General features: G+C 56.2%; 15 protein-coding genes. All 15 read left to right on the top strand.

Features of this window, described 5'->3' with window-relative positions:
- Window positions 1-291, top strand: coding sequence for a hypothetical protein (locus ACESY8_RS00685; protein ID WP_006876463.1), 291 nt, complete (start codon window positions 1-3; stop codon window positions 289-291).
- On the top strand, window positions 288-869 hold the full coding sequence (locus tag ACESY8_RS00680; protein ID WP_498794376.1) for a hypothetical protein: 582 nt from the start codon (window positions 288-290) through the stop codon (window positions 867-869). The genes ACESY8_RS00685 and ACESY8_RS00680 overlap by 4 nt, the downstream gene beginning before the upstream one ends.
- Before the next feature lie 189 nt (window positions 870-1,058).
- Window positions 1,059-2,837, top strand: coding sequence for a VirB4 family type IV secretion system protein (locus ACESY8_RS00675; protein ID WP_498794450.1), 1,779 nt, complete (start codon window positions 1,059-1,061; stop codon window positions 2,835-2,837).
- Window positions 2,834-3,643: an adenine nucleotide alpha hydrolase family protein gene (locus tag ACESY8_RS00670; protein ID WP_498794374.1), complete on the top strand. Its 810-nt coding sequence runs from the start codon at window positions 2,834-2,836 to the stop codon at window positions 3,641-3,643. The genes ACESY8_RS00675 and ACESY8_RS00670 overlap by 4 nt, the downstream gene beginning before the upstream one ends.
- 18 nt (window positions 3,644-3,661) lie before the next feature.
- The gene (locus ACESY8_RS00665; RefSeq protein WP_498794372.1) at window positions 3,662-5,056 is read left to right on the top strand and encodes an ankyrin repeat domain-containing protein; all 1,395 of its coding nucleotides are present in this window, start codon (window positions 3,662-3,664) and stop codon (window positions 5,054-5,056) included.
- Window positions 5,053-6,135, top strand: coding sequence for a M23 family metallopeptidase (locus ACESY8_RS00660; protein ID WP_498794370.1), 1,083 nt, complete (start codon window positions 5,053-5,055; stop codon window positions 6,133-6,135). The genes ACESY8_RS00665 and ACESY8_RS00660 overlap by 4 nt, the downstream gene beginning before the upstream one ends.
- Window positions 6,136-6,412: 277 nt before the next feature.
- Window positions 6,413-7,474, top strand: coding sequence for a hypothetical protein (locus ACESY8_RS00655; protein ID WP_498794369.1), 1,062 nt, complete (start codon window positions 6,413-6,415; stop codon window positions 7,472-7,474).
- 40 nt (window positions 7,475-7,514) lie between these two features.
- A complete protein-coding gene (locus ACESY8_RS00650) occupies window positions 7,515-8,978 on the top strand; it encodes a hypothetical protein (protein WP_498794368.1) in 1,464 nt (487 codons plus the stop codon).
- Between the two features lie 13 nt (window positions 8,979-8,991).
- Window positions 8,992-9,252 carry a DUF6103 family protein gene (locus ACESY8_RS00645; RefSeq protein ID WP_498794366.1) on the top strand — a complete coding sequence of 87 codons (261 nt, stop codon included), beginning with the start codon at window positions 8,992-8,994 and terminating at the stop codon, window positions 9,250-9,252.
- The gene (locus ACESY8_RS00640; RefSeq protein WP_498794364.1) at window positions 9,252-10,694 is read left to right on the top strand and encodes a hypothetical protein; all 1,443 of its coding nucleotides are present in this window, start codon (window positions 9,252-9,254) and stop codon (window positions 10,692-10,694) included. Before ACESY8_RS00645 ends, ACESY8_RS00640 begins: the two co-directional genes overlap by 1 nt.
- Before the next feature lie 165 nt (window positions 10,695-10,859).
- Window positions 10,860-11,315: a hypothetical protein gene (locus ACESY8_RS00635; protein WP_498794362.1), complete on the top strand. Its 456-nt coding sequence runs from the start codon at window positions 10,860-10,862 to the stop codon at window positions 11,313-11,315.
- A 563-nt stretch (window positions 11,316-11,878) separates the two neighbouring features.
- Window positions 11,879-12,286, top strand: coding sequence for a hypothetical protein (locus tag ACESY8_RS00630; RefSeq protein ID WP_006876451.1), 408 nt, complete (start codon window positions 11,879-11,881; stop codon window positions 12,284-12,286).
- A 22-nt stretch (window positions 12,287-12,308) separates the two neighbouring features.
- Window positions 12,309-15,083, top strand: coding sequence for a MobP3 family relaxase (gene mobP3, locus ACESY8_RS00625; RefSeq protein ID WP_498794360.1), 2,775 nt, complete (start codon window positions 12,309-12,311; stop codon window positions 15,081-15,083).
- Between the two features lie 201 nt (window positions 15,084-15,284).
- Entirely contained in the window at window positions 15,285-16,730 is a 1,446-nt protein-coding gene (locus tag ACESY8_RS00620) for a DUF3991 and toprim domain-containing protein (RefSeq protein ID WP_498794358.1), read from the top strand.
- Window positions 16,731-17,020: 290 nt separating this feature from the next.
- Window positions 17,021-18,835: a type IV secretory system conjugative DNA transfer family protein gene (locus ACESY8_RS00615; protein ID WP_498794357.1), complete on the top strand. Its 1,815-nt coding sequence runs from the start codon at window positions 17,021-17,023 to the stop codon at window positions 18,833-18,835.
- Window positions 18,836-18,846 lie beyond the last annotated feature (11 nt).

Raw genomic sequence — 18,846 nt, 5'->3', positions numbered from 1 at the left:
TTGTATATTTACCCGGACAACCTGAAATCCAAAGCCGTCCTGTGGCTGTGGGAACTGCGGGACATCGCTATCATTGGCGTGGGCGCCCTGATCTCTGTGTTTGCCATGGCCCAACTTGGCTTCCTGCCCCCAGTGGTAATCACTGCGGCCTATGCCTTCCTCTCGATTCGGCTGGAGGATACCAGTATCTTGGACTTCCTGCGCTATGCAATCCGATATTTCCTCCTGGGCCAGCAGACCTATGCCTGGGGGCTGTGTAATCCATCAACGGATAGGAGTGATAGAAAATGAGCAGAAAAAAAGAAGCAACGGCCAAACAGACTACCCGGCAGCTCATCGGGATCGACGAGATCACCGACAGCGGCCTAAAGACCAGTCATGGGAGGCTGATTTTCTTTGCCATCAAGCCCACCAACCTCTCGGTACAGCCGCCGGATGCGGTGAGCAGCCGTATCTATGCCCTCATGACCGTCCTCAAGGGGCAGGCTGAGATCGAGATGTTGGCCCTCAACTCCAAGGAGAGCTTTGAGGACAACAAGAGGCACTACCGCCAGCGGGCTGCCGAGGAGGACCTGCCGGTCATCAGCCGGCTGCTGGAGGCGGACGCTAAATCACTGGACCGCCTGCAAATCCAGATGGCGACCGCCCGTGAGTTCTTCGTACTGGTCCGGTTGCGTGAGGAAACAGGGATGGAGCTGCACACCCACCTCTCCCGCATCCAGAAAAGCCTCGAGGATCAGGGCTTCAAGGTAAGCCTCGCCAGCGGCGAGGATCTCAAGCGCATGCTGGGCGTGTACTTTGAGCAGAACGCCACCACGGAAAAATATGAGGATTACGACGGGGAACGCTGGATCATTCTGAATGACTGATCTGCGTCCCGCAATTTAATTGATATGGCCGTCAGGAGAACTTCCGGGCCATATCAGGAAGGAAAAAGAACAGCACAATGAAAGATCTCCTGCCGGCCTGGACAGGAGGTTTTTTCATTGCCGAAAAACAGAACAAAGAACTCTCCCCGGCCTGTGGTGGAGGAACCATATATCAAGGATTTCCTCGACATGGTCGCCCCCTCGGTCATCGACTTCAAGGTGGACCACTACCTGTGCGGCAACACCTGCCGCTGTGTATGGGCGCTGCGGGAGTACCCCACTTCTACCGATGAGCAGGCCATCCTGCGGCATCTGGGCGAGATGGACGGGGTCACCATCCGCATCTACACCCGGCAGGTCACCCCCAGTGAGGAGCGCCGGATCATCCACAACGCCGCCAACAAGCACCGAATGTCCCGCTCCAGCACCGAGGATCTCCAGCAGACTGTCACCGCCGAGGCCAACCTGCAGGATGTGGTTACCCTGGTCTCCTCCATGCACCGCAACCGGGAGCCGCTCCTCCACTGTGCGGTGTTCCTGGAGCTGACCGCCCCGGACTATGACGCTCTCAAGCTGCTCCAGACCGATGTGTTGACCGAACTGGTCCGCTCCAAGCTCAATGTGGACCGGCTTATGCTCCGTCAGCAGGAGGGCTTTGTTTCTGTTATGCCGGCCGGCCGCAACGCCTTCGGCGCCCAATTTGAACGGGTCCTTCCGGCCAGCTCGGTGGCCAACCTGTATCCCTTCAATTATTCTGGCAAGACCGATCCTCACGGATTCTACATCGGCAAGGACAAGTACGGGGCCAATATCCTCGTAGATTTTGATAAGCGGGATGACGATAAGACCTCCGCCAACATCCTGATCCTCGGCAACTCCGGCCAGGGTAAGAGCTATCTGCTCAAACTGCTCCTGCTCAACTTCCTCGAGGCGGGCAAATCCGTGATTTCCCTGGATGTGGAACACGAACAAAAGGATATGTGTGAGACGGTGGGCGGCTGCTTCATGGATCTGATGGGCGGCGTGTACCGCATCAATCCGCTGGAGCCCAAGTGCTGGGATGACGGCAGTGGCCCGGAGGACAGGGACTCGCCGGAGGCATTCCGCAAATCCACCCGGCTCTCCCAGCACATCTCCTTTCTCAAGGACTTTTTCCGGGCCTACAAGGATTTCTCAGACCGCCACATCGACGCCATTGAGATCATGGTGGGCAAGCTGTACGCCAAATGGGGCATCAGCGACAGCACCAACTTCGCCGGCCTCAAGCCCCAGGACTATCCCATCCTTTCCGACCTCTATAAACTCATTGAGCAGGAGTACAGAGAGTACGATGGGAACTGCCACCAGCTCTACACAGCGGAACTGCTGCAGGAGATCCTGCTGGGCCTCCACTCCATGTGCCAGGGCGCCGAGGCTCAGTTCTTCAACGGGCACACCAATGTGACCTCCTCCCGCTTTATCGTCTTCGGGGTCAAGGGGCTGCTACAGGCCAGCAAGAATGTGCGCGGTGCCATGCTGTTCAACATCCTGTCCTATATGTCCGACCGCCTGCTGACCATCGGCAACACCACAGCGGCGCTGGACGAGTTGTATGTGTGGCTGTCGGATAATGTGTCGGTGGGTACCACCATCATCGAGTATATCCGCAACACACTCAAGCGGGTCCGCAAGAAGGAATCCAACCTCATCATGGCCTCGCAGAATCTGGAGGACTTTGACCGGGAGGGCATCCGGGAGTTGACCAAGCCTCTGTTCGCTATCCCGCCCCACCAGTTCATCTTCAACTGCGGCTCCATTGACAAGCGGTTTTATATGGATCTGCTCCAGCTGGAGGAGGCGGAGTACAACCTCATCCGATTCCCCCAGCGGGGTGTGTGCCTGTTCAAATGCGGCAACGAGCGGTACCTGCTGGAGGTTCACGCTCCTGCCTATAAGGAGGCGCTGTTCGGCACAGCGGGCGGGCGATGAATGTGGTCGGGTATGGAGGTGGAACGGACAGCACGGCAATGCTGATAGGATTGTGGCGGCACCATGTCCCAGTCGACCTGATCCTTTTTGCCGATCCCGGAGCCGAGCAGCCGCATACCTACGCCTACCTGGACACCATGAGCCGCTGGCTGGAGAACCATGGGATGCCGGCGATCACGCGGGTGTGGTACACCGAGAAGAACGGCCAGAGGCTGACGCTGGAGCAGGAGTGCCTCCGCTCAGGAACGCTGCCCTCCATTGCTTATGGGTACAAAAAATGCTCCCTCAAGCACAAGGTTGCCCCGCAGGAAAAGTTCTGCAGGCACTACCAGCCCTGCATTGATGCCTGGGCGAAAGGAGAAAAGATCGTCAAGTTCATTGGATACGACGCCGGAGAGGAGCGCCGTCTGGCCAAAGCTCTTCCTCATGACCTTCAGGATAAAAAATACCAGAAGGAATATCCCCTGATGGAGTGGGGCTGGAGCCGAAAGGACTGCATCCAGGCAATCCGGGATGCCGGACTCCCTCTGCCTGGGAAATCATCCTGCTTCTTCTGCCCTTCGATGAAACGGTGGGAGATCCGCACCCTCTACCACCGCTACCCGGATCTGTTGCGGAGGGCTTTGGCAATTGAAGACGCAGCCAGGCCAAACCTCACAGCGGTGCGGGGCTTGGGCAGGGACTGGGCCTGGCGGGATTTTATCCGTGCCGATGAAAATCAGCTGGCGATTCCGGGCGCTTTCTCAGATGAGAATCTGCCCTGCTCCTGCTGTATGAAAGGTGAACTGCCAGCAGCAGATCTATAAAAGAGAAAGGGAATTCGAATGAAAAAAATTGAATTGGAACAGTGGGAGCCGTTACCGGGAGATCCCCGACGGGCGCAGTATGCCGGACAGCGCACCGCTCAGGAGGTCTTCGAGGAGTTAAAGCACCGCCTGGAGGGTATGGGGTACCTGCCGAACGAGTATTTTCTTATGGACCGGGAATGGGAAAATGGCCGGGAGATCCCCAAAGACGCCGACATCTTCTGTACCACCGACTACGGCGGCAGCGAGGGCGTCTATTTAGATGTGTACCTGAAGTGGTATGAAAACAACCGGCCGGTTACCAGGAGTTTCATTACCGGAAAGACGCTGGACGAAACCGGCGCGGCTCTGGACCGGATGTTCCTCATCTCCTCCGCCATTACCAAGGCGTTCCACGGGGACCGCGGAACCTATGCCCGGTACCTCCGTCTGGGGGAACGGGCAGAACCGTCGGACATGATTGTCCATCTGAATCCCGAGGAACAGCGCACCATCATCCAGGCTTTGGCGGAACAGCGGGAGCGGCAGGAACAGGCCATGTCCCAGACAGAGCAGCTCCTGCGCCGGATGACCGGGAGCATCACCGCCTATATGGATGAGGTGGGACGGTACCCCCTGCACATCAGCGACTACGATAAAACCGTGCTGGCCATTCGGGACGGAGAATTTGACGCCTTCAAAAACCTCTATCCCAGGGTATCAGGCCAGACGGATGACCTGCTGATCGAGGTGGCGGGACGCCCCGGAACCGTAGGTGGAAATATGACCCTGATGCTTCTCGCGGCGGTGGAACGGTTTTCCCCGGAGGCATATCTCGCCGCCTGTAAGCGGGCGGTGGAAACGGGAGACAGCTGGCGGGTACAAACATTGGTGAAGGAGTCGGAAGGCCGCTTTTCGGAGCCGCTCCCATCTCTCCACGGTGAGGTGATCCTCTATGCCTATACAAATGACTGCCGGAACATCGCCAAAGACCTGATCGCCCAATGCACGCCGGAGCAGATTGCTTCCGCGCCCCCGAAGCTTCTCCGCTGGGTTGCCGAAAAGCTGGACTTCCAGACCGCAGTGGATCTGGTGGACAAGGGCGTCCGGCCGGGCAATGAGGTGGCCGGCATCCTGCGCACCCTCACGGGCCAACATCAGGAGTGGATGGCAGAGAGGCTGCTGGAACACGGGATGCCGGTGGAGCCAGACAACTACGCCGCTCTCTATGCCTGCGTCAGCAATCAGGCGGTCGGCGCCGCCAAGCTCCTGCTGGATCGGGGGATCGATCTGGAGCAGTACCAGCTGTGGGCGGAGCATCGGCCCAAAGGCGATGGGTACACGGAAACCATGGAGGCGCTGGCTGCGTACTGGTCTGAACTGCAAAACAGTACACAGCCGGAGGATTCGTCCATGAAAGGTATGAGCCTATGAGTGCCGCCGTTGCAGCGGCCGTCAAAGCGGCGATAGCAATTCTTTCCAATGAGGAAGCCCGCAAAAAGGTGGGCTGGGTCATTGTGGCTATCCTTTCCCCGCTGATCGTTCTGGTGGTTCTGCTTTGCGCCATCCTCTCAGGAACCTCACAGCACAATATATCCGCCGTGGAGCTGTGCTTCCACGGCGGCTCCATTTCCGCCAGCGCCACGCCGGAGTACCGGAGATACATCGAGGATATGCGGAACAGCTTTGACCAACTGGACGAAGTGATCGCGGAGATCAATAGTCAATGCGAAGAGGGAAAAAGCCTTGACGATACCCGCGTCAAGGCCATTTTTTATGCTCTGTATTTCGCCGCAGAACAGCCAGATACAGATGTCATCCATGAGTTTGCAGACTGTTTCGTGGATTATGAGGAGCGAACCCGAACGGTTACCACCACCGACGAAGAAGGCAATGAGGTGGAGACCACAGAAACCTACATGGTGGCCGTTCCTATTGAAGACCTGGCTGAAATTTATGAGCGGATCAGCCATGCCATTGGAGTCGAGGTCACCGCGGACCATCAGGCCAACGCTGACAGTATCTATCATCTCATCCTTTATGGCAGCCCCAGCGGGGAAAGCGGCGGCTGGTTCCCTGGGGCTGATGTCCCGTTCATTGGGGTGGATGGCTTCTGCTCTCCCATCGGAGCAGGCTGGGAGTCCGTGGTCACCTCGGAGTTCGGGTATCGCAGCGACCCCTTCACTGGCGAGACACGGGGACACACCGGGATAGATCTGGCAGTACCCACAGGCACCCCTATCCGGGCCGCACTGCCTGGGACGGTCACAGTTTCCCAATATAACAGCAGCTATGGTTACTATGTGATAATCGACCACGGCAATGGACTATCCACCTTGTATGGCCACAATTCCCGTCTACTGGCCCAGGTTGGCCAGACAGTGGAGGCTGGGGATATCATTTCCCTCTCCGGTTCCACTGGGCGGTCTACAGGTCCGCATCTGCATTTTGAAGTGCGGGTCAATGGGGAGCGTACCAATCCCCGCTATTATTTACCGAAGACTGGAGGATGATATTTTGCGGCTGAAACTTCAATTGCCGGCCAAGGCCGGACGCTTCCACATCTTTGAGTGTGAGGCAGTTCGGCTGGTTACGCTGCCGGACGAGGAATTCCAAGACTTTTTGAATGGCCCTCACCAGGATGGCCGCTGGGCTGCAGAGCCGTTCTATGCTGATGAACACGGCAGACGGATCTACCAGGGTGTCCTCGTTTTGGGAGAGGGGCATAAAGACGGAGTTTTTGCCTATGATGGGGGGAAACACTTTGCCTACTTGCCCGGAGCAAGAGCGGTGGTTGATTCCATTCTGGAGCAGGCAGTGGAAAAGATCATCAGGGAGGGAGCGGAAAACACCAACGAGGGTAGCTGGTGCTATTATTTCAGCGAGCTTTATGAGCAAATGGGACTGGTGATAGAGGACGGGAACGGCTTCGATACCATGCTCCTTGAGAAGCTGGAGCAGCGGCCGGAGGCGGCGGATGTCACCCTGACAGACGAGTGCTTTGATGTCTGCTATTATCTGGACTACTGCAAAAACCTGGCGCCGGAGCAGCCCGCCCCCTCTCTTTCCGCAGAGCGGAAGGAGGAGATCATATCAGGCATTCTGAACTATATGGCAGAGTATTTCGATGACAGCAGCCTCTACGATATCCTTCATAACACATTGGAAATCTGCAACGATGAAATTGGATGCCTCGGCTTCGCTCTGTATGATGAATATGTGGACGAGCAGATCGAAGCATCTGAGGTGCAGTCTGACCTTCTCCCAAAATCAGGGAAGCTGGTGAATCTGCTTTCCGCCTATGAAGAATTACAACAGATCCCAGATGAGGAACGAATCACCCGCCTGGCTCCAGGGGCTTTCGGTTACTGCCTTGACCCAGATGTGCCGGATGAACGGCTTCATACCGTGTACCAGCAGGCTCTGTCCGTTCTCGAACTGGAGAGCGATGAAATTCAGGAGGCCGAGAGCTTCACCTCCCGTGATGAAATCATTTCCCGTATGCGGGACTGCCTGTTAGCTAAGGAGCTGACGGCTGGAGACAAGGTGCTGTTTGTCGCTACCGAGCCATATGGAGGCCCCGGCGATTTCGATCTACGCGGTGGAGTAATAGAGAGCGTGGATGAAAAGGACAAGACTTGCTCTGTGCGGGGAACTTTTTTCACAATGGAAAAAGTCCCCCTTCACTATGTGCTTGGGCGGTACAACCCAGCGGTTGGTGAGGAGCACTATGGGGTCCGCGGCATCGTCCCCTTCTTTTGCGAGGACAAAGAACTGGCTGGGTATTACCTGAATGAGGTCCGGATCATGTGGGATGTGGAGATGGGTGAGGAACAGGATCTCTCTATGTAAAACAGACAGAACACGGTAATAAAACGATGGGAGGGATACTATGGCAGTGCTGTATCAAGTAGAGCAACAGGGACGGCAAACCGCTTTTGTAGGCGAGGATGGAACTGGGCTTGTGGGGCTGTATCCACTGTTAGCGCGGGCCGCTGCCATCACGGAAAATGAGAATAACAGCTTCGCGGAGGCTCTTTCTCTCGCTGCCGCTGAACGCGGCACTCCACTCAGACGGGTATTTGCAGATGAAGCGGAGGCCCTGAGCCATGACCTTGGTCATGGCGGGGCTGCGGAACAGCGGGCGGTCATTGATCTGGACAATGGGCGAATACGGTTGGAATATGACCACCGGGCCGGCAGCCTGCGGGAGAGCTTGGATGCCCTGGCAAACCATTTTCCAACGGCAGGCGCCAACAGAATCCAGAACAGGCTCATAGCTTTCCTTGCGGAGCATGACGGAAGTGAGGAACTCTACAAGACGCTTCACAATGAGTTGGGACTGACTAATCAGGAGATTGAGGCCATGGGCTTCGATCTCGCCCACCGCTATGAGCCTGACTGCGATGACGCATACCAGGACATCGTGGACTACATTCGCTTTGAGCAGGAAACCTCGAAGATGTGGCCCTGGCTTATCTCCGGCGATGAGATGCTTGCCCAGGAAACGACCCTGCAGGAGATCGCTGGCCGGCTGACTGCCGCTGGCGAATGGGATACGGAGAGCATCTACGAGAGCTTGACGGAAGCCTTTGGAAACAATCTATCGCTGGATAAACAGTCAAAGGATGACACGAAAGAGGAGGAAAGAAACATCAATATTAAACAGGATCAGTTGGATCTGCTTTGGCAGTTGGAGGAGTTCAGAAAGAAACATGAACATCAGGCAGAGCCGTCCGACTGGGCGATCCGGATGTGTGAGGCGTTTGTTGCCCGAAGTATGGGCTTCACAGACCGGGTACAGTGGACGGAACTGCTCCGGCAGAAGGGTGAAACTCTCTTCACCTTCGACTGGAAGTCCGGCAGCGTCAGCGACCATGTAGTCCAGTGGTGCAAGGAAAATAATCGGAACTGGAGATACAGCCATCTTGGGGAGTTGCAGGTTGCCCATGGCGGCGAGTGGAGAAAGGTCGATTATTTCTGCAGGGATGGCAGTGAAACCAGAGTGTATTTTCCACCAGAGCCTGTGCAGGAGCAGCAGCTCCATGCGCTGGCGGAAGCCCCGGCCGTCCATCTGCGGGATCTGTTGACACTTGGACTGCCGGATCATGATGTCTATTTAGTTCATGCCGCCGAAGATGTTGGCTGGGTACCCGCAGCGGACCTTCCCCGTCTGACCGCCCAGGGCAAAGAAGAATTCTCGGCTCTTCTGGATGCCAAGATTGCCGCCATCCGCCCCGGCCCCTATGGAGTGGAACTGGTTCTGGACGGCGTCAATTCACAGCTTCTGGCACAATACGATGAAACACTTGCCAACAGTTCCAGGGCAGAACATGCCATGGAACTGTTTCTGTAATGGAGGGATCACGATGAAAAAAGCCACAGTCACGGTTTCATTTGAGCAGGAAAAACTCAAAGCCGTCCAGTTCTATGCGGGAAAGAACGGTACCTCTTTAGAGTTGGAACTGGATACGTTCATGGAGAAGCTCTACAAAAAATATGTGCCTTCTCAGACCAGGGAGTATATTGAAAGCATGGCGGAGCCAGAGGAACAGCCCCGCCCGCGGCCTGCCCGGTCCCCTCGAAGCGCCGCGCCGGATATTTTTGACGAGAAGAAGGGGGGTGAATAATGGCCGATTCTGTATCTACCGAGGCGTGGCTGGATCAGCGGCGCTGGGCGGCGCTGGAGGAGGCGCTGAAGGCGCAAGGCAGTAATGTTAAACGGCATCTGCAGGATTATTTGATAACGCTGTACAACGAAACTGTTCCATTAGAACGGTGGGTACAGATTGAAACAGCTATCACAAAGGAAGAACTGGAGTCAGCACAGGCAGCGGAAGACCAGAAAGTCTATGCGGCTTTTCATATTCGGGAGAATGGCCATGACAGTATCTTCTCAACGGGTAATGGCGAGGAATTTCTGGATGTGGCCATACGGCTGCGCCGTTATCTGCAAGGAGGCGCCGAGGCGGTGAAGGGCGGTTTCTCCCACCACTTTTATAAGACAAAGCCCATTACGCGGGAGCGGTTTGATGAATTGGCCGCCTTGCGCCTCGAAAATACCGGCAAGGTAACAGGTGCGTTTGAGATTGATCTGGATGCCGGCTGGTGTTCCGCGCTGAATCTCGCAGACGGTTGTCAGACCTTCAAAAACAAGGATGTATCTACGGCCGCCTACCACGCCAACCGAACTCGCAACCTCCAGAGAAACGAACAATGGCGCAGACTTGCAGATTATCTGTACGGCCGGAATATTGAATTGCAGACCTTTGGTTCGATTGAAACCAGAGGAATCCGACCTCTGCGGGAGGGCGATCTTACCTTCTCGGAGGAGATCATTCTGTCAGGCCATGGACTGAATTTTCAGTTTGACTTCACCAGCGATGAGGCCCAGCGGGAGGTTCTTGGCCCGGCGGCGGACTGTTTAGAGCCGGGGGGCTGGCTGGATATTCTCTGCAATTACGACGCCGCACGGCAGGAGGCCGACGCCACCCTTTCCCTTACTCTACATTGCCAGGATGGAGTGGTACAGAAACTTTTCACCTATCCCCTGGGAAAAGAAGAACGGGCTCTTTTGCGAAAACAGATGGAAGCGGACTGCTTCGGCAGGACCGGGAAAACGCTGAACGATTGCTACGCACAGTTGGATATGGAGCGTGAAGCCCCTCCGGAACTCACTGCAGGTACCAAAAGGCTGCCGGTAGATACGGTGTCCTTCACCGATGAGATCACAGAGTGCGATGGGAAACTGAACTTCTATATCCCCATAAACTTCGATCCTGACGCAGTATTTGGTACCAATGTTGCCTCCGCCTTCAACGATGACTGGCTGAATGTGTACGCCAATTTTGACTGGAAGACCGGGCGGATAGACAGCGCATTGACCGTATGTCTCGTCTGCTCTAACGGTCATGAGTTTGAGTTTTCCTACCCGCTGACTCCCGCGGAACAGGTCCAGTTGTGGAACCAGATGGACGCCTACTGTCACCAACAGAATGGACAGAGCTTGGGGGAAACAAGGACCGCCCTGCTGCGGGAGCAGGCGGAAGAAGGGCTGGAGATTCGGCTGTAGGAAACGCCGCTCGGTAAATTTTATCGACTTTCCACAGCTTTCCAGGCCGCTTTTTATTGGCAGTGATGAATGAATTTCTCTTCGGAAGTGTGGCATTGTGTTGTTGCATGGGCAGCAAATCGGCGCCTGAAACAAACCAAAAATCCGAAGAAAGGGGTTCAACGAATGAAAGCCGAACAAGTATGTAAACTGCAGGAAAATCTCGCAAAGGAGGCCATTGCATACCTTATACTCTATGGAACAGCCGTGGATGTAACTCCATATCGAAAGGCTGTGACACAGGTTGGAATGGCATGGGGACTTCCAATACCAGACACACAGCGGTGGCTGGACTTGATCCGTCAGGAAGAAATCGCAGTTGCCCAAGCAGCCAATCCCGAAAAGGTGAATCATGTGATGGAGGAAAAAGACCTGCCGATAAACGCCAGCGGCCTCCAAACCTTGGATAATATCTGGGGCTTGTTCGAGACAGCAGTGAAGCTGAACAGCGCCGATGGCCGCCGTGAAATGTACGCACTGGCCAGGGAATTGAGTGAATGCCAGAACCTGACGGACTGGATCATCAAGAGCCAGACAGAGAACGAGGGGGCCCAGGTGTCTATGGCCTGCACACAGAACTGAGCAAACCAATAGCCGATGCTCCATGAGAAGCCGTGCGGCAGCACGGCTCTTTTTGTGAAGTGGAGCGCATTCCCCCGCCATTGCCCCCTGTGCGGCCCGGTGTGCCCTTTTCCGGGGCTGGGTGGCATCCGTACCCCTGCCGTCCCTCCCGGCGATTTGTGGGGGCTTTGTGCGGGCCGTTCCTAAAATGAGCAGTGACCGTCCTGCGTTGATGGCCTCTCACTTTCGCCTTTAGCGAGGGTGAACCGAGGGGTCGAAAACAGTGCGGGATAAAGAGCGGGGGTCGCAAAGCGTCCCCCGCTCGGCTCACACCGCCCCGCAATGCGGGCCGGGGAACGGTTTTGCGGGGGTCACTTTTCAGGGGATGGGATCACACCGGGGGTCACCACGGCTGGAATGGCCCATCGCTTCGGCGTTTATCCGGCATTAAAACAGGGATATGGACAGAAAAGGAGGCACAAAAGCAAAGTATGGGCGGCATTCAGCTTTGAAGTAAAGAAGCCTCTCAAAGAAAACGAATCCCTGGCCATGCAAAGGTCAGGGATTTTTGATTGGAGGAAAGTATGGCGAGAGAAAAAATCAAGTTCGCTCTGCGTATTGCTCCCGAAACACAGCAACTGGTCAAAGAACTCTGTGAAAGGGATAACTGCCAGAGCCAGAACGAGTTTATTGAAAAGGCAATCCGCTTCTATGCCGGCTATGTTTCCGGCAAGGAAGCCACAGCATATCTGCCGCCCGCACTGGTGGCAGCCATGCGCGGAACCGTCCAGGACAGTGAGAACCGCATCGCCCGCCTGCTCTTCAAACTGGCGGTTGAGGTCAACATGATGATGAATGTACTGGCGGCGGGCATGGAAATCAGTGACGAGGATCTCAAGACACTCCGCGCCCGGTCCGTCCGTGAAGTGAAGCAGACCAATGGGCGCATCAGCTTCAAGGACGCCATCGACTACCAGCGGGGCGTGGAGTGATGCACAAAGGTGGTGACAGTCTGTGCCGCGCCTGATTTTCAAGTGCCCCTACATCAAGGGCGGTACCTCCTCCGCCACCGCTCATCTTGAAAACTATGTGAAATATATGGCCACACGGAATGGTGTGGAGCGCATCGATCCGGGACGCAGTGAGTGGCCGGCCACCTCAAAGCAGAAAAAGATGGTGGAACAGATTCTGCGGGACTTCCCGCTCAGCCGTGGGATGTTTGAATACGAGGACTATGCAGCCGAGCCGACATGCGCCAACGCATCGGAGTTCATCACTTGCGCTCTGGAGGACAACTATGACCAGATCGCCAAGAAGGATAACTATCTGAAGTACATCGCCACCCGCCCCCGCGCCCAGCGCGTCGGTTCCCATGGATTGTTTACCGGCGAGGAAGACCAGCTCGTACTGGCGCAGGTAGCGGAAGCGGTCGCGGCCCACCCCGGTAATGTGTGGCTGCCCATCATCTCTCTGCGGCGGGAAGACGCTGCCCGCCTCGGCTATGACAAGGCGGAAGAATGGAAAGCACTGCTCTCCAAGTATGCCATGGAAATGGCGGAGGCGATGAAGATCCCCTGGGAGGATTTCCGGTGGTACGCTGCATTCCATGATGAAGCACACCATCCCCATATCCACATGGTCTGCTACAGCGCCGATCCGTCGAAAGGCTTCCTCACCACGCAGGGCATCGCCCAAATCAGGTCGGGACTGGCAAAAGAGATCTTCCGGCAGGAGCTGACGGAGCTTTACCAGAAGCAGACCCAGAGTAGGAACACGCTGAATGAGGACGCCCGCTCTGTGCTGGAGCAGTTGATTGAACAGATGTGGAGCGGCACCGTGGTCAACCACCGCATGGAGAAGCTCATGGAGCATCTGGCGGAACGCCTGCGGCACACCGGAGGCCGGAAGCAGTACGGCTACCTCAAGGCTCCGCTGAAGGCTGTGGTGGATGAGATTGTGGACGAGCTGACCAAAGAGCCATGTGTCGCCGCAGCCTATGCCCTGTGGTATGAACTGCGGGAAGATGTGCTGCGCACCTACAAGGACGACCTGCCTCCACGCCTTCCCCTTTCCCAGCAGAAGGAATTCAAGCGGATCAAAAACATCGTCATTGAGGAAGCGGTAACACTGGGGGCGCGCCAGCAGGTTTTCCATCCAGATGACCAGCAAGACCGTGTCCCTGTGGAGGACCAGGAAGAAGCGCCGCTGCCGGAGGCGCCCCAGCCTGATAATGACTGGAATGATTTCTCGGAGTCCCCACCGGACGATGTCCCAGACAAAACGGTGTCTGCGCCAGCCAAAGCGCAGATGAACTGGAGCGATGAGTACCGCCTGGCCCGCCGCTGTTTGTTTGGCGGCAAGGATCAGCCCCAGGATCTTGAGCAGGCGTTTACCCTGTTCCAACAGGAGGCGCAAAAAGGCAATGCGCTGGCCATGCACGATCTGGGCCGGATGCTTGCGGACGGGCTGGGCCGGAAGATTGATATGCAGGCCGCCCATGTGTGGTACAGCAAGGCGCTGGCCGCTTTCTATGCTGTTGAGAGGCAGAAGAAAAAACGCTATGCGGAGTACCGGATCGGCAAACTGTATGCCGCGGGCCTCGGCTGTGAGCAGGACTATGGTGATGCCGCCCGGTGGTTCCAACTTTCCGCAGACAAAGGGTACAAGTATGCGCAATATTCCCTTGCCGGCCTGTTTCGCTGTGGACAGGGTGTGGAACAGGACGATGCGCGGGCGCTGGAGTTATACACAGCCTCCGCACAGCAGGACTTCCCCTATGCCGCCTACGAGTTAGGAAAGATGTATCGGGACGGCATTGGCTGTGAGAAGGACGCCGAAGCGTCGGAACAGTGGTACCGGCAAGCCTTCGCCGGATTTCTCGAATTGGAGCAGCAGAGCCATGACGATAAATTGCAGTACCGCATCGGATGGATGCTCCTCCATGGTGTAGGGACTGGTAAAGATGAGGCGGCAGCCAGGGAGTGGTTTGAACAGGCGTCCAAACTGGACAATCCCCACGCGCAGTACCAACTGGCCCGGATGATTTTCAATGATCCATCCTCTACACCGGAGCAGACAGCCCAGGCATTGGAGCGGCTGACAAAGGCGGCGGAAGCCGGCCAGGACTGTGCTCAATACGCGCTCGGCAAAATCTATCGGGATGGTCAGGGCGTGGAAAAAGGCATTCAAAAGGCGGTGAATCTGTTCACACTTGCGGCGGAGCAAGGAAACAGTTTCGCCGCTTTTGCCCTTGGCAAGCTGTACCTTTCTGGTGACGCAGGTCTGCCCATAGATCCGCCATCCGCACTGAAGTGGCTCACATTCTCCGCGGAACTTGGAAACCAGTTCGCCCAGTACCGGTTGGGAAAGCTGCTGCTCCAGGGCGAGGAGGTACCGAAAGACACGGAAGCCGCCATTCGCTGGCTCACTGCCGCAGCGGAACAGGGCAATCAATACGCCCAGTATGCCCTCGGCAAACTCTATCTGCTTGGGAAAGAGGTTCCAAAAGACAAGAGCAATGCGATCAAGTGGTTCCAATTGGCGGCGGATCAGGGGAATGAGTACGCTCAATACTTTCTGGAACACATGGATGACTGGCTGGGCCAACCGCCTGCAGCGGCAGTCATTTCACTGCTCCACCATCTGGCCAACATCTTTCAGGAGCAGAGCCAGCCACCTTCTGACGGTATCCGGGTGGCTGTGGACCGGAAGCTCCTACGAAAAATCAAGGCGAAGAAAATCGCTCAGGGCCACAAGGCGGATGACCATGAGCCGGAGATGAAATTGTAAGGGAGGCTCTTTTTTGAAACAGAAAAGGAAATTTAGACAGCAGACATTGTTATCCCATGCTGAGGACATTCAAAGGCTGAAAAAGAGAAAACTGATCCCCAGCAAGCCCATCCTGTTCCACAGGAAGCTCAAGGGGAGAAATCAATGAGAAGATGAACTGTGTAAAATACAGGCAGCATTGATTATTGCGGGAGGTGCAGGATGCCATATATCCACTTTACGGAGGAGCAAAAGCTCCGGGCAAATTCAGTTGATCTGGTGGAGTTCCTGCGACGCCAGGGAGAGAAACTCATCTCCTCCGGCCAGGACAAACGCCTCACCTCGGATCACAGTATTACTGTGCATGGGAATGAGTGGTACGATCATGCTGCAGAGAGGGGTGGCCATGCAATCTCCTTTGTCCAAAATTTCTACGGCCTGACTTACCCTGAAGCAGTGACCCGTCTGCTCAACGGTGAACAGGGGGAGGTGTATGTACCGGCGGAGAAAAAAGAAAAAGAGCCACCAAAGGAATTTGCCCTGCCTCCCTCAAACCAGACCATGCGGCGGGTATATGCTTATCTGCTCCAGCAGAGGCACATCAGCCGGGAGGTACTAAGCGCTTTCGCACAGAAAGGACTGATCTATGAGAGCCGGGAATTGTCCATAGATCAGACAAAGGTGTATCACAACGCCGTGTTCGTAGGATTCGATGAACGCGGCGTTGCCCGTCATGCCCACAAGCGGGGGCTCTATACCCAAGGCAAAAGCTACCGGGGCAACATAGAGGGCAGTGATCTCCGGTGCAGTTTCCACTGGGTCGGTACCAGCGACCGTCTCTATGTATTCGAGGCCCCCATCGATCTGCTTGCCTTTCTCACCCTGTACCCGGACGGCTGGCAGCAGCACAGCTATGTGGCTCTCTGTGGTACGGCGGAACATGCTATGCTGTGGATGCTGGAGAAAAATCCAAATCTGCGGAAAGCCATCCTTTGCCTGGATCACGATGCCGCCGGAATCGAGGCCGCCGGCCGGCTCTCGGATATTCTGCGGGAGCATGGCTATTCTCAAATTGCCTCGCTGCAATCCGAATACAAAGACTGGGACGAGGATCTGAAAGCGTGGAATGGACTGGAGGCCCAGCCCGCCGAGGAGCATCCGCAGTTTGCGGTGGCGGGGCTCGTCTGCCGGCGAATCGGAGCCAGGTGCAAGGAAGTTCAGCCGGACCGGGCGGTTTACCAGTTTCCCGGATTGCTCCTGCGGTACCGGAACGACCTCCATTGGGGACGCTTTGACCAGGCGATGGAGCGCATGGAAACCATGGCGGCGCTGGCCCTCTCGGTGGTGCTGCGGGAGTGCAAACAGATGGGTACCGCGCTGACCACTGAGCAGGGCGTCCGGTTTTTAGAAAGCCACATCCTGCCTCATCAGAACCGGGGTATCCTCAAGAACCGGGCGGATGAGATCGCCATGCAATTCCAAAGCGTATTGGCCAAGAACAATTGCCAGGGTATCCGTACCCAGGCAGAGAAAAAAGAGGTGGCCAGCGCATGGCTGGAGCTGGCCATCTCCTGTGCCAAGGTGCCGGTCAAGTACGAGGCCGACGAGATCAAACGGCGGCAGAAAGAGGAAAAGACCCAGAGGGAAGCTGAGCCAGTGATGGCCTAAGCCTGAAACAGCAAAGCGGAGGAATGGCTCAGTCCCACTCCTCCGCTTCTTCCTGGCTGCTTGTTTGTCTGCTGAGATATTCTGCCCGCTCCTGCTTATTGGCTGGCCGGGTTGCCTGCTTTCCACAGTCCGGGCATTGCTCCGGCAGCTCCGGCGCCTCAAACAGATAGTAGCAATGGTCACATGCGCAAATCAAAGCAATCACCTCATACCCATTTATTATAGCAGACAAAGCGAAAACTGAACATCCCCTTCTGATATTAAGGCGTAGATATCAAAAGGAGGATCATGTGCCAACGCAAGTTATAACACTTATCGTGGTAGGCGCCATCATGTTTCTCGTGATCGGCGGCCTCGCGTTTCTCTCCCATTACTATACCCTTGACGGAATCAAATCCAAGACTGTGGGCGACGGCCAGCACGGGACAGCACGATGGGCTACCAAACAGGAGATTCGGCAGACCTATGCCCATGTCCCTTTTGAACCAGAGCTGTGGCGCAAGGGAGAGCATCTGCCGGAAAAGCAGGGCCTTGTCCTTGGCTGCGAAGGGCTCAAAGACCATGTTACAGCTCTGGTGGACACCGATGATATCCATGCTATGGTCACCGCCGCCAGCGGCGCCGGAAAGACCGCGTTCTTTTTGTACCCCAACATCGAATATGCCCTCGCCAGCGGGATGTCCTTCCTCTGCACGGATACCAAGGGCGACCTGTTCCGCAACTACGCTGGTATCGCCAAGGACTGCTACGGATACCAGATCGCTGTGCTGGATCTGCGTAATCCCACCCGCTCGGACGGCAACAATCTGCTTCATCTGATCAACAAGTACATGGACATCTATAAAGCCGACCCCAAAAACCTGGCGGCAAAGGCTAAGGCGGAGAAATACTCCAAGATCCTCGCCAAGACGCTCATCAACACCAGCGGCGGCGACAGCGCCCAGTATGGGCAAAACGCCTTTTTCTACGATTCCGCCGAGGGCCTGCTGACCGCCATGTTCCTGCTGGTGGCCGAGTATCTGCCCACCGAGGACGCGGACGGCAATCCCATTGAAAAGCGCCACATCGTGTCGGTGTTCAAGCTGGTGCAGGAACTGCTGGCCCCCAGCCGGGTGAAGGGAAAGAATCAGTTCCAGCTCCTGCTGGAAAAGCTCCCGCCTAATCATAAGGCCCGCTGGTTTGCCGGGTCCGCCCTCAACACGGCGGAGCAGGCCATGGCCTCCGTGATCTCAACGGTACTGTCCCGCCTAAACGCCTTCCTCGACTCGGAGATGGAGCAGATCCTCTGCTTTGACACCGCCATTGACGCGGAGAAGTTTTGCAATGAGAAATCCGCCATCTTTATCGTACTGCCCGAGGAGGATCAGACCAAGTATTTCATGGTCAGCCTGATCCTCCAAAATCTGTACCGGGAGATCCTCACCGTGGCCGATGAGAACGGTGGGCGGCTCAAGAACCGGGTGGTCTTCTTTGCAGATGAGCTTGGGACATGCCCGCCCATCCAGTCGCTGGAGCTGATGTTTTCCGCCTCCCGGTCCAGAGGACTCATGCTGGTGCCTATCGTCCAGAGCATTACGGGACAGCTGCAGAAAAACTATGGAAAAGAGGGCTCTGAGATCATCGTGGACAACTGCCAGGTCAACCTTTACGGCGGCTTCGCCCCGGCCAGTCAGACCGCGGTGGAACTGTCCAAGTCTTTGGGCAGCCGGACGGTAATGAGCGGCAGTATCTCCCGCGGAAAAAACGATCCCAGCCAGTCCCTCCAGATGATGGAGCGTCCCCTCATGACCCCGGATGAACTCAAGTCCATGCCCAAGGGCAACTTTATTGTGGCCAAGACCGGCGTCCACCCCATGAAGGTCAAGCTGCGGCTGTTCCTTGACTGGGGCATCCGGTTCGGCATGCCCTATGAAGTGCCGGAGAAGGCCCAGCGGTTCGTTGCCTATGCTGACAAGCAGGAGTTGGAGGAGTCCATCATCCGCCGCCACTATGGGACGATTGTAATGGATAGTGAGCAGCCGCAGGGAGTCGGCACATCCGCTGGCGGTATGGCTCAGGGAATTCAGGCCGCACCGGATTCCCACAAAACGGTATTTCGGCCTTGACAAAGGGAAAC

This window comes from Clostridium sp. ATCC BAA-442, from assembly GCF_964239415.1.
GTDB lineage: Bacteria > Bacillota > Clostridia > Oscillospirales > Oscillospiraceae > Flavonifractor > Flavonifractor plautii.
The sequence above is the reverse complement of the archived record's forward strand: the minus strand, read 5'-3'. Positions and strand labels throughout refer to the sequence as shown.

Coding starts and splice junctions, on each gene's coding strand:
- ACESY8_RS00680 (WP_498794376.1), top strand. CDS start 288: ATGAGCAGAAAAAAAGAAGCAACGGCCAAACAGACTACCCGGCAGCTC.
- ACESY8_RS00675 (WP_498794450.1), top strand. CDS start 1,059: ATGGTCGCCCCCTCGGTCATCGACTTCAAGGTGGACCACTACCTGTGC.
- ACESY8_RS00670 (WP_498794374.1), top strand. CDS start 2,834: ATGAATGTGGTCGGGTATGGAGGTGGAACGGACAGCACGGCAATGCTG.
- ACESY8_RS00665 (WP_498794372.1), top strand. CDS start 3,662: ATGAAAAAAATTGAATTGGAACAGTGGGAGCCGTTACCGGGAGATCCC.
- ACESY8_RS00660 (WP_498794370.1), top strand. CDS start 5,053: ATGAGTGCCGCCGTTGCAGCGGCCGTCAAAGCGGCGATAGCAATTCTT.
- ACESY8_RS00650 (WP_498794368.1), top strand. CDS start 7,515: ATGGCAGTGCTGTATCAAGTAGAGCAACAGGGACGGCAAACCGCTTTT.
- ACESY8_RS00645 (WP_498794366.1), top strand. CDS start 8,992: ATGAAAAAAGCCACAGTCACGGTTTCATTTGAGCAGGAAAAACTCAAA.
- ACESY8_RS00640 (WP_498794364.1), top strand. CDS start 9,252: ATGGCCGATTCTGTATCTACCGAGGCGTGGCTGGATCAGCGGCGCTGG.
- ACESY8_RS00635 (WP_498794362.1), top strand. CDS start 10,860: ATGAAAGCCGAACAAGTATGTAAACTGCAGGAAAATCTCGCAAAGGAG.
- ACESY8_RS00630 (WP_006876451.1), top strand. CDS start 11,879: ATGGCGAGAGAAAAAATCAAGTTCGCTCTGCGTATTGCTCCCGAAACA.
- ACESY8_RS00620 (WP_498794358.1), top strand. CDS start 15,285: ATGCCATATATCCACTTTACGGAGGAGCAAAAGCTCCGGGCAAATTCA.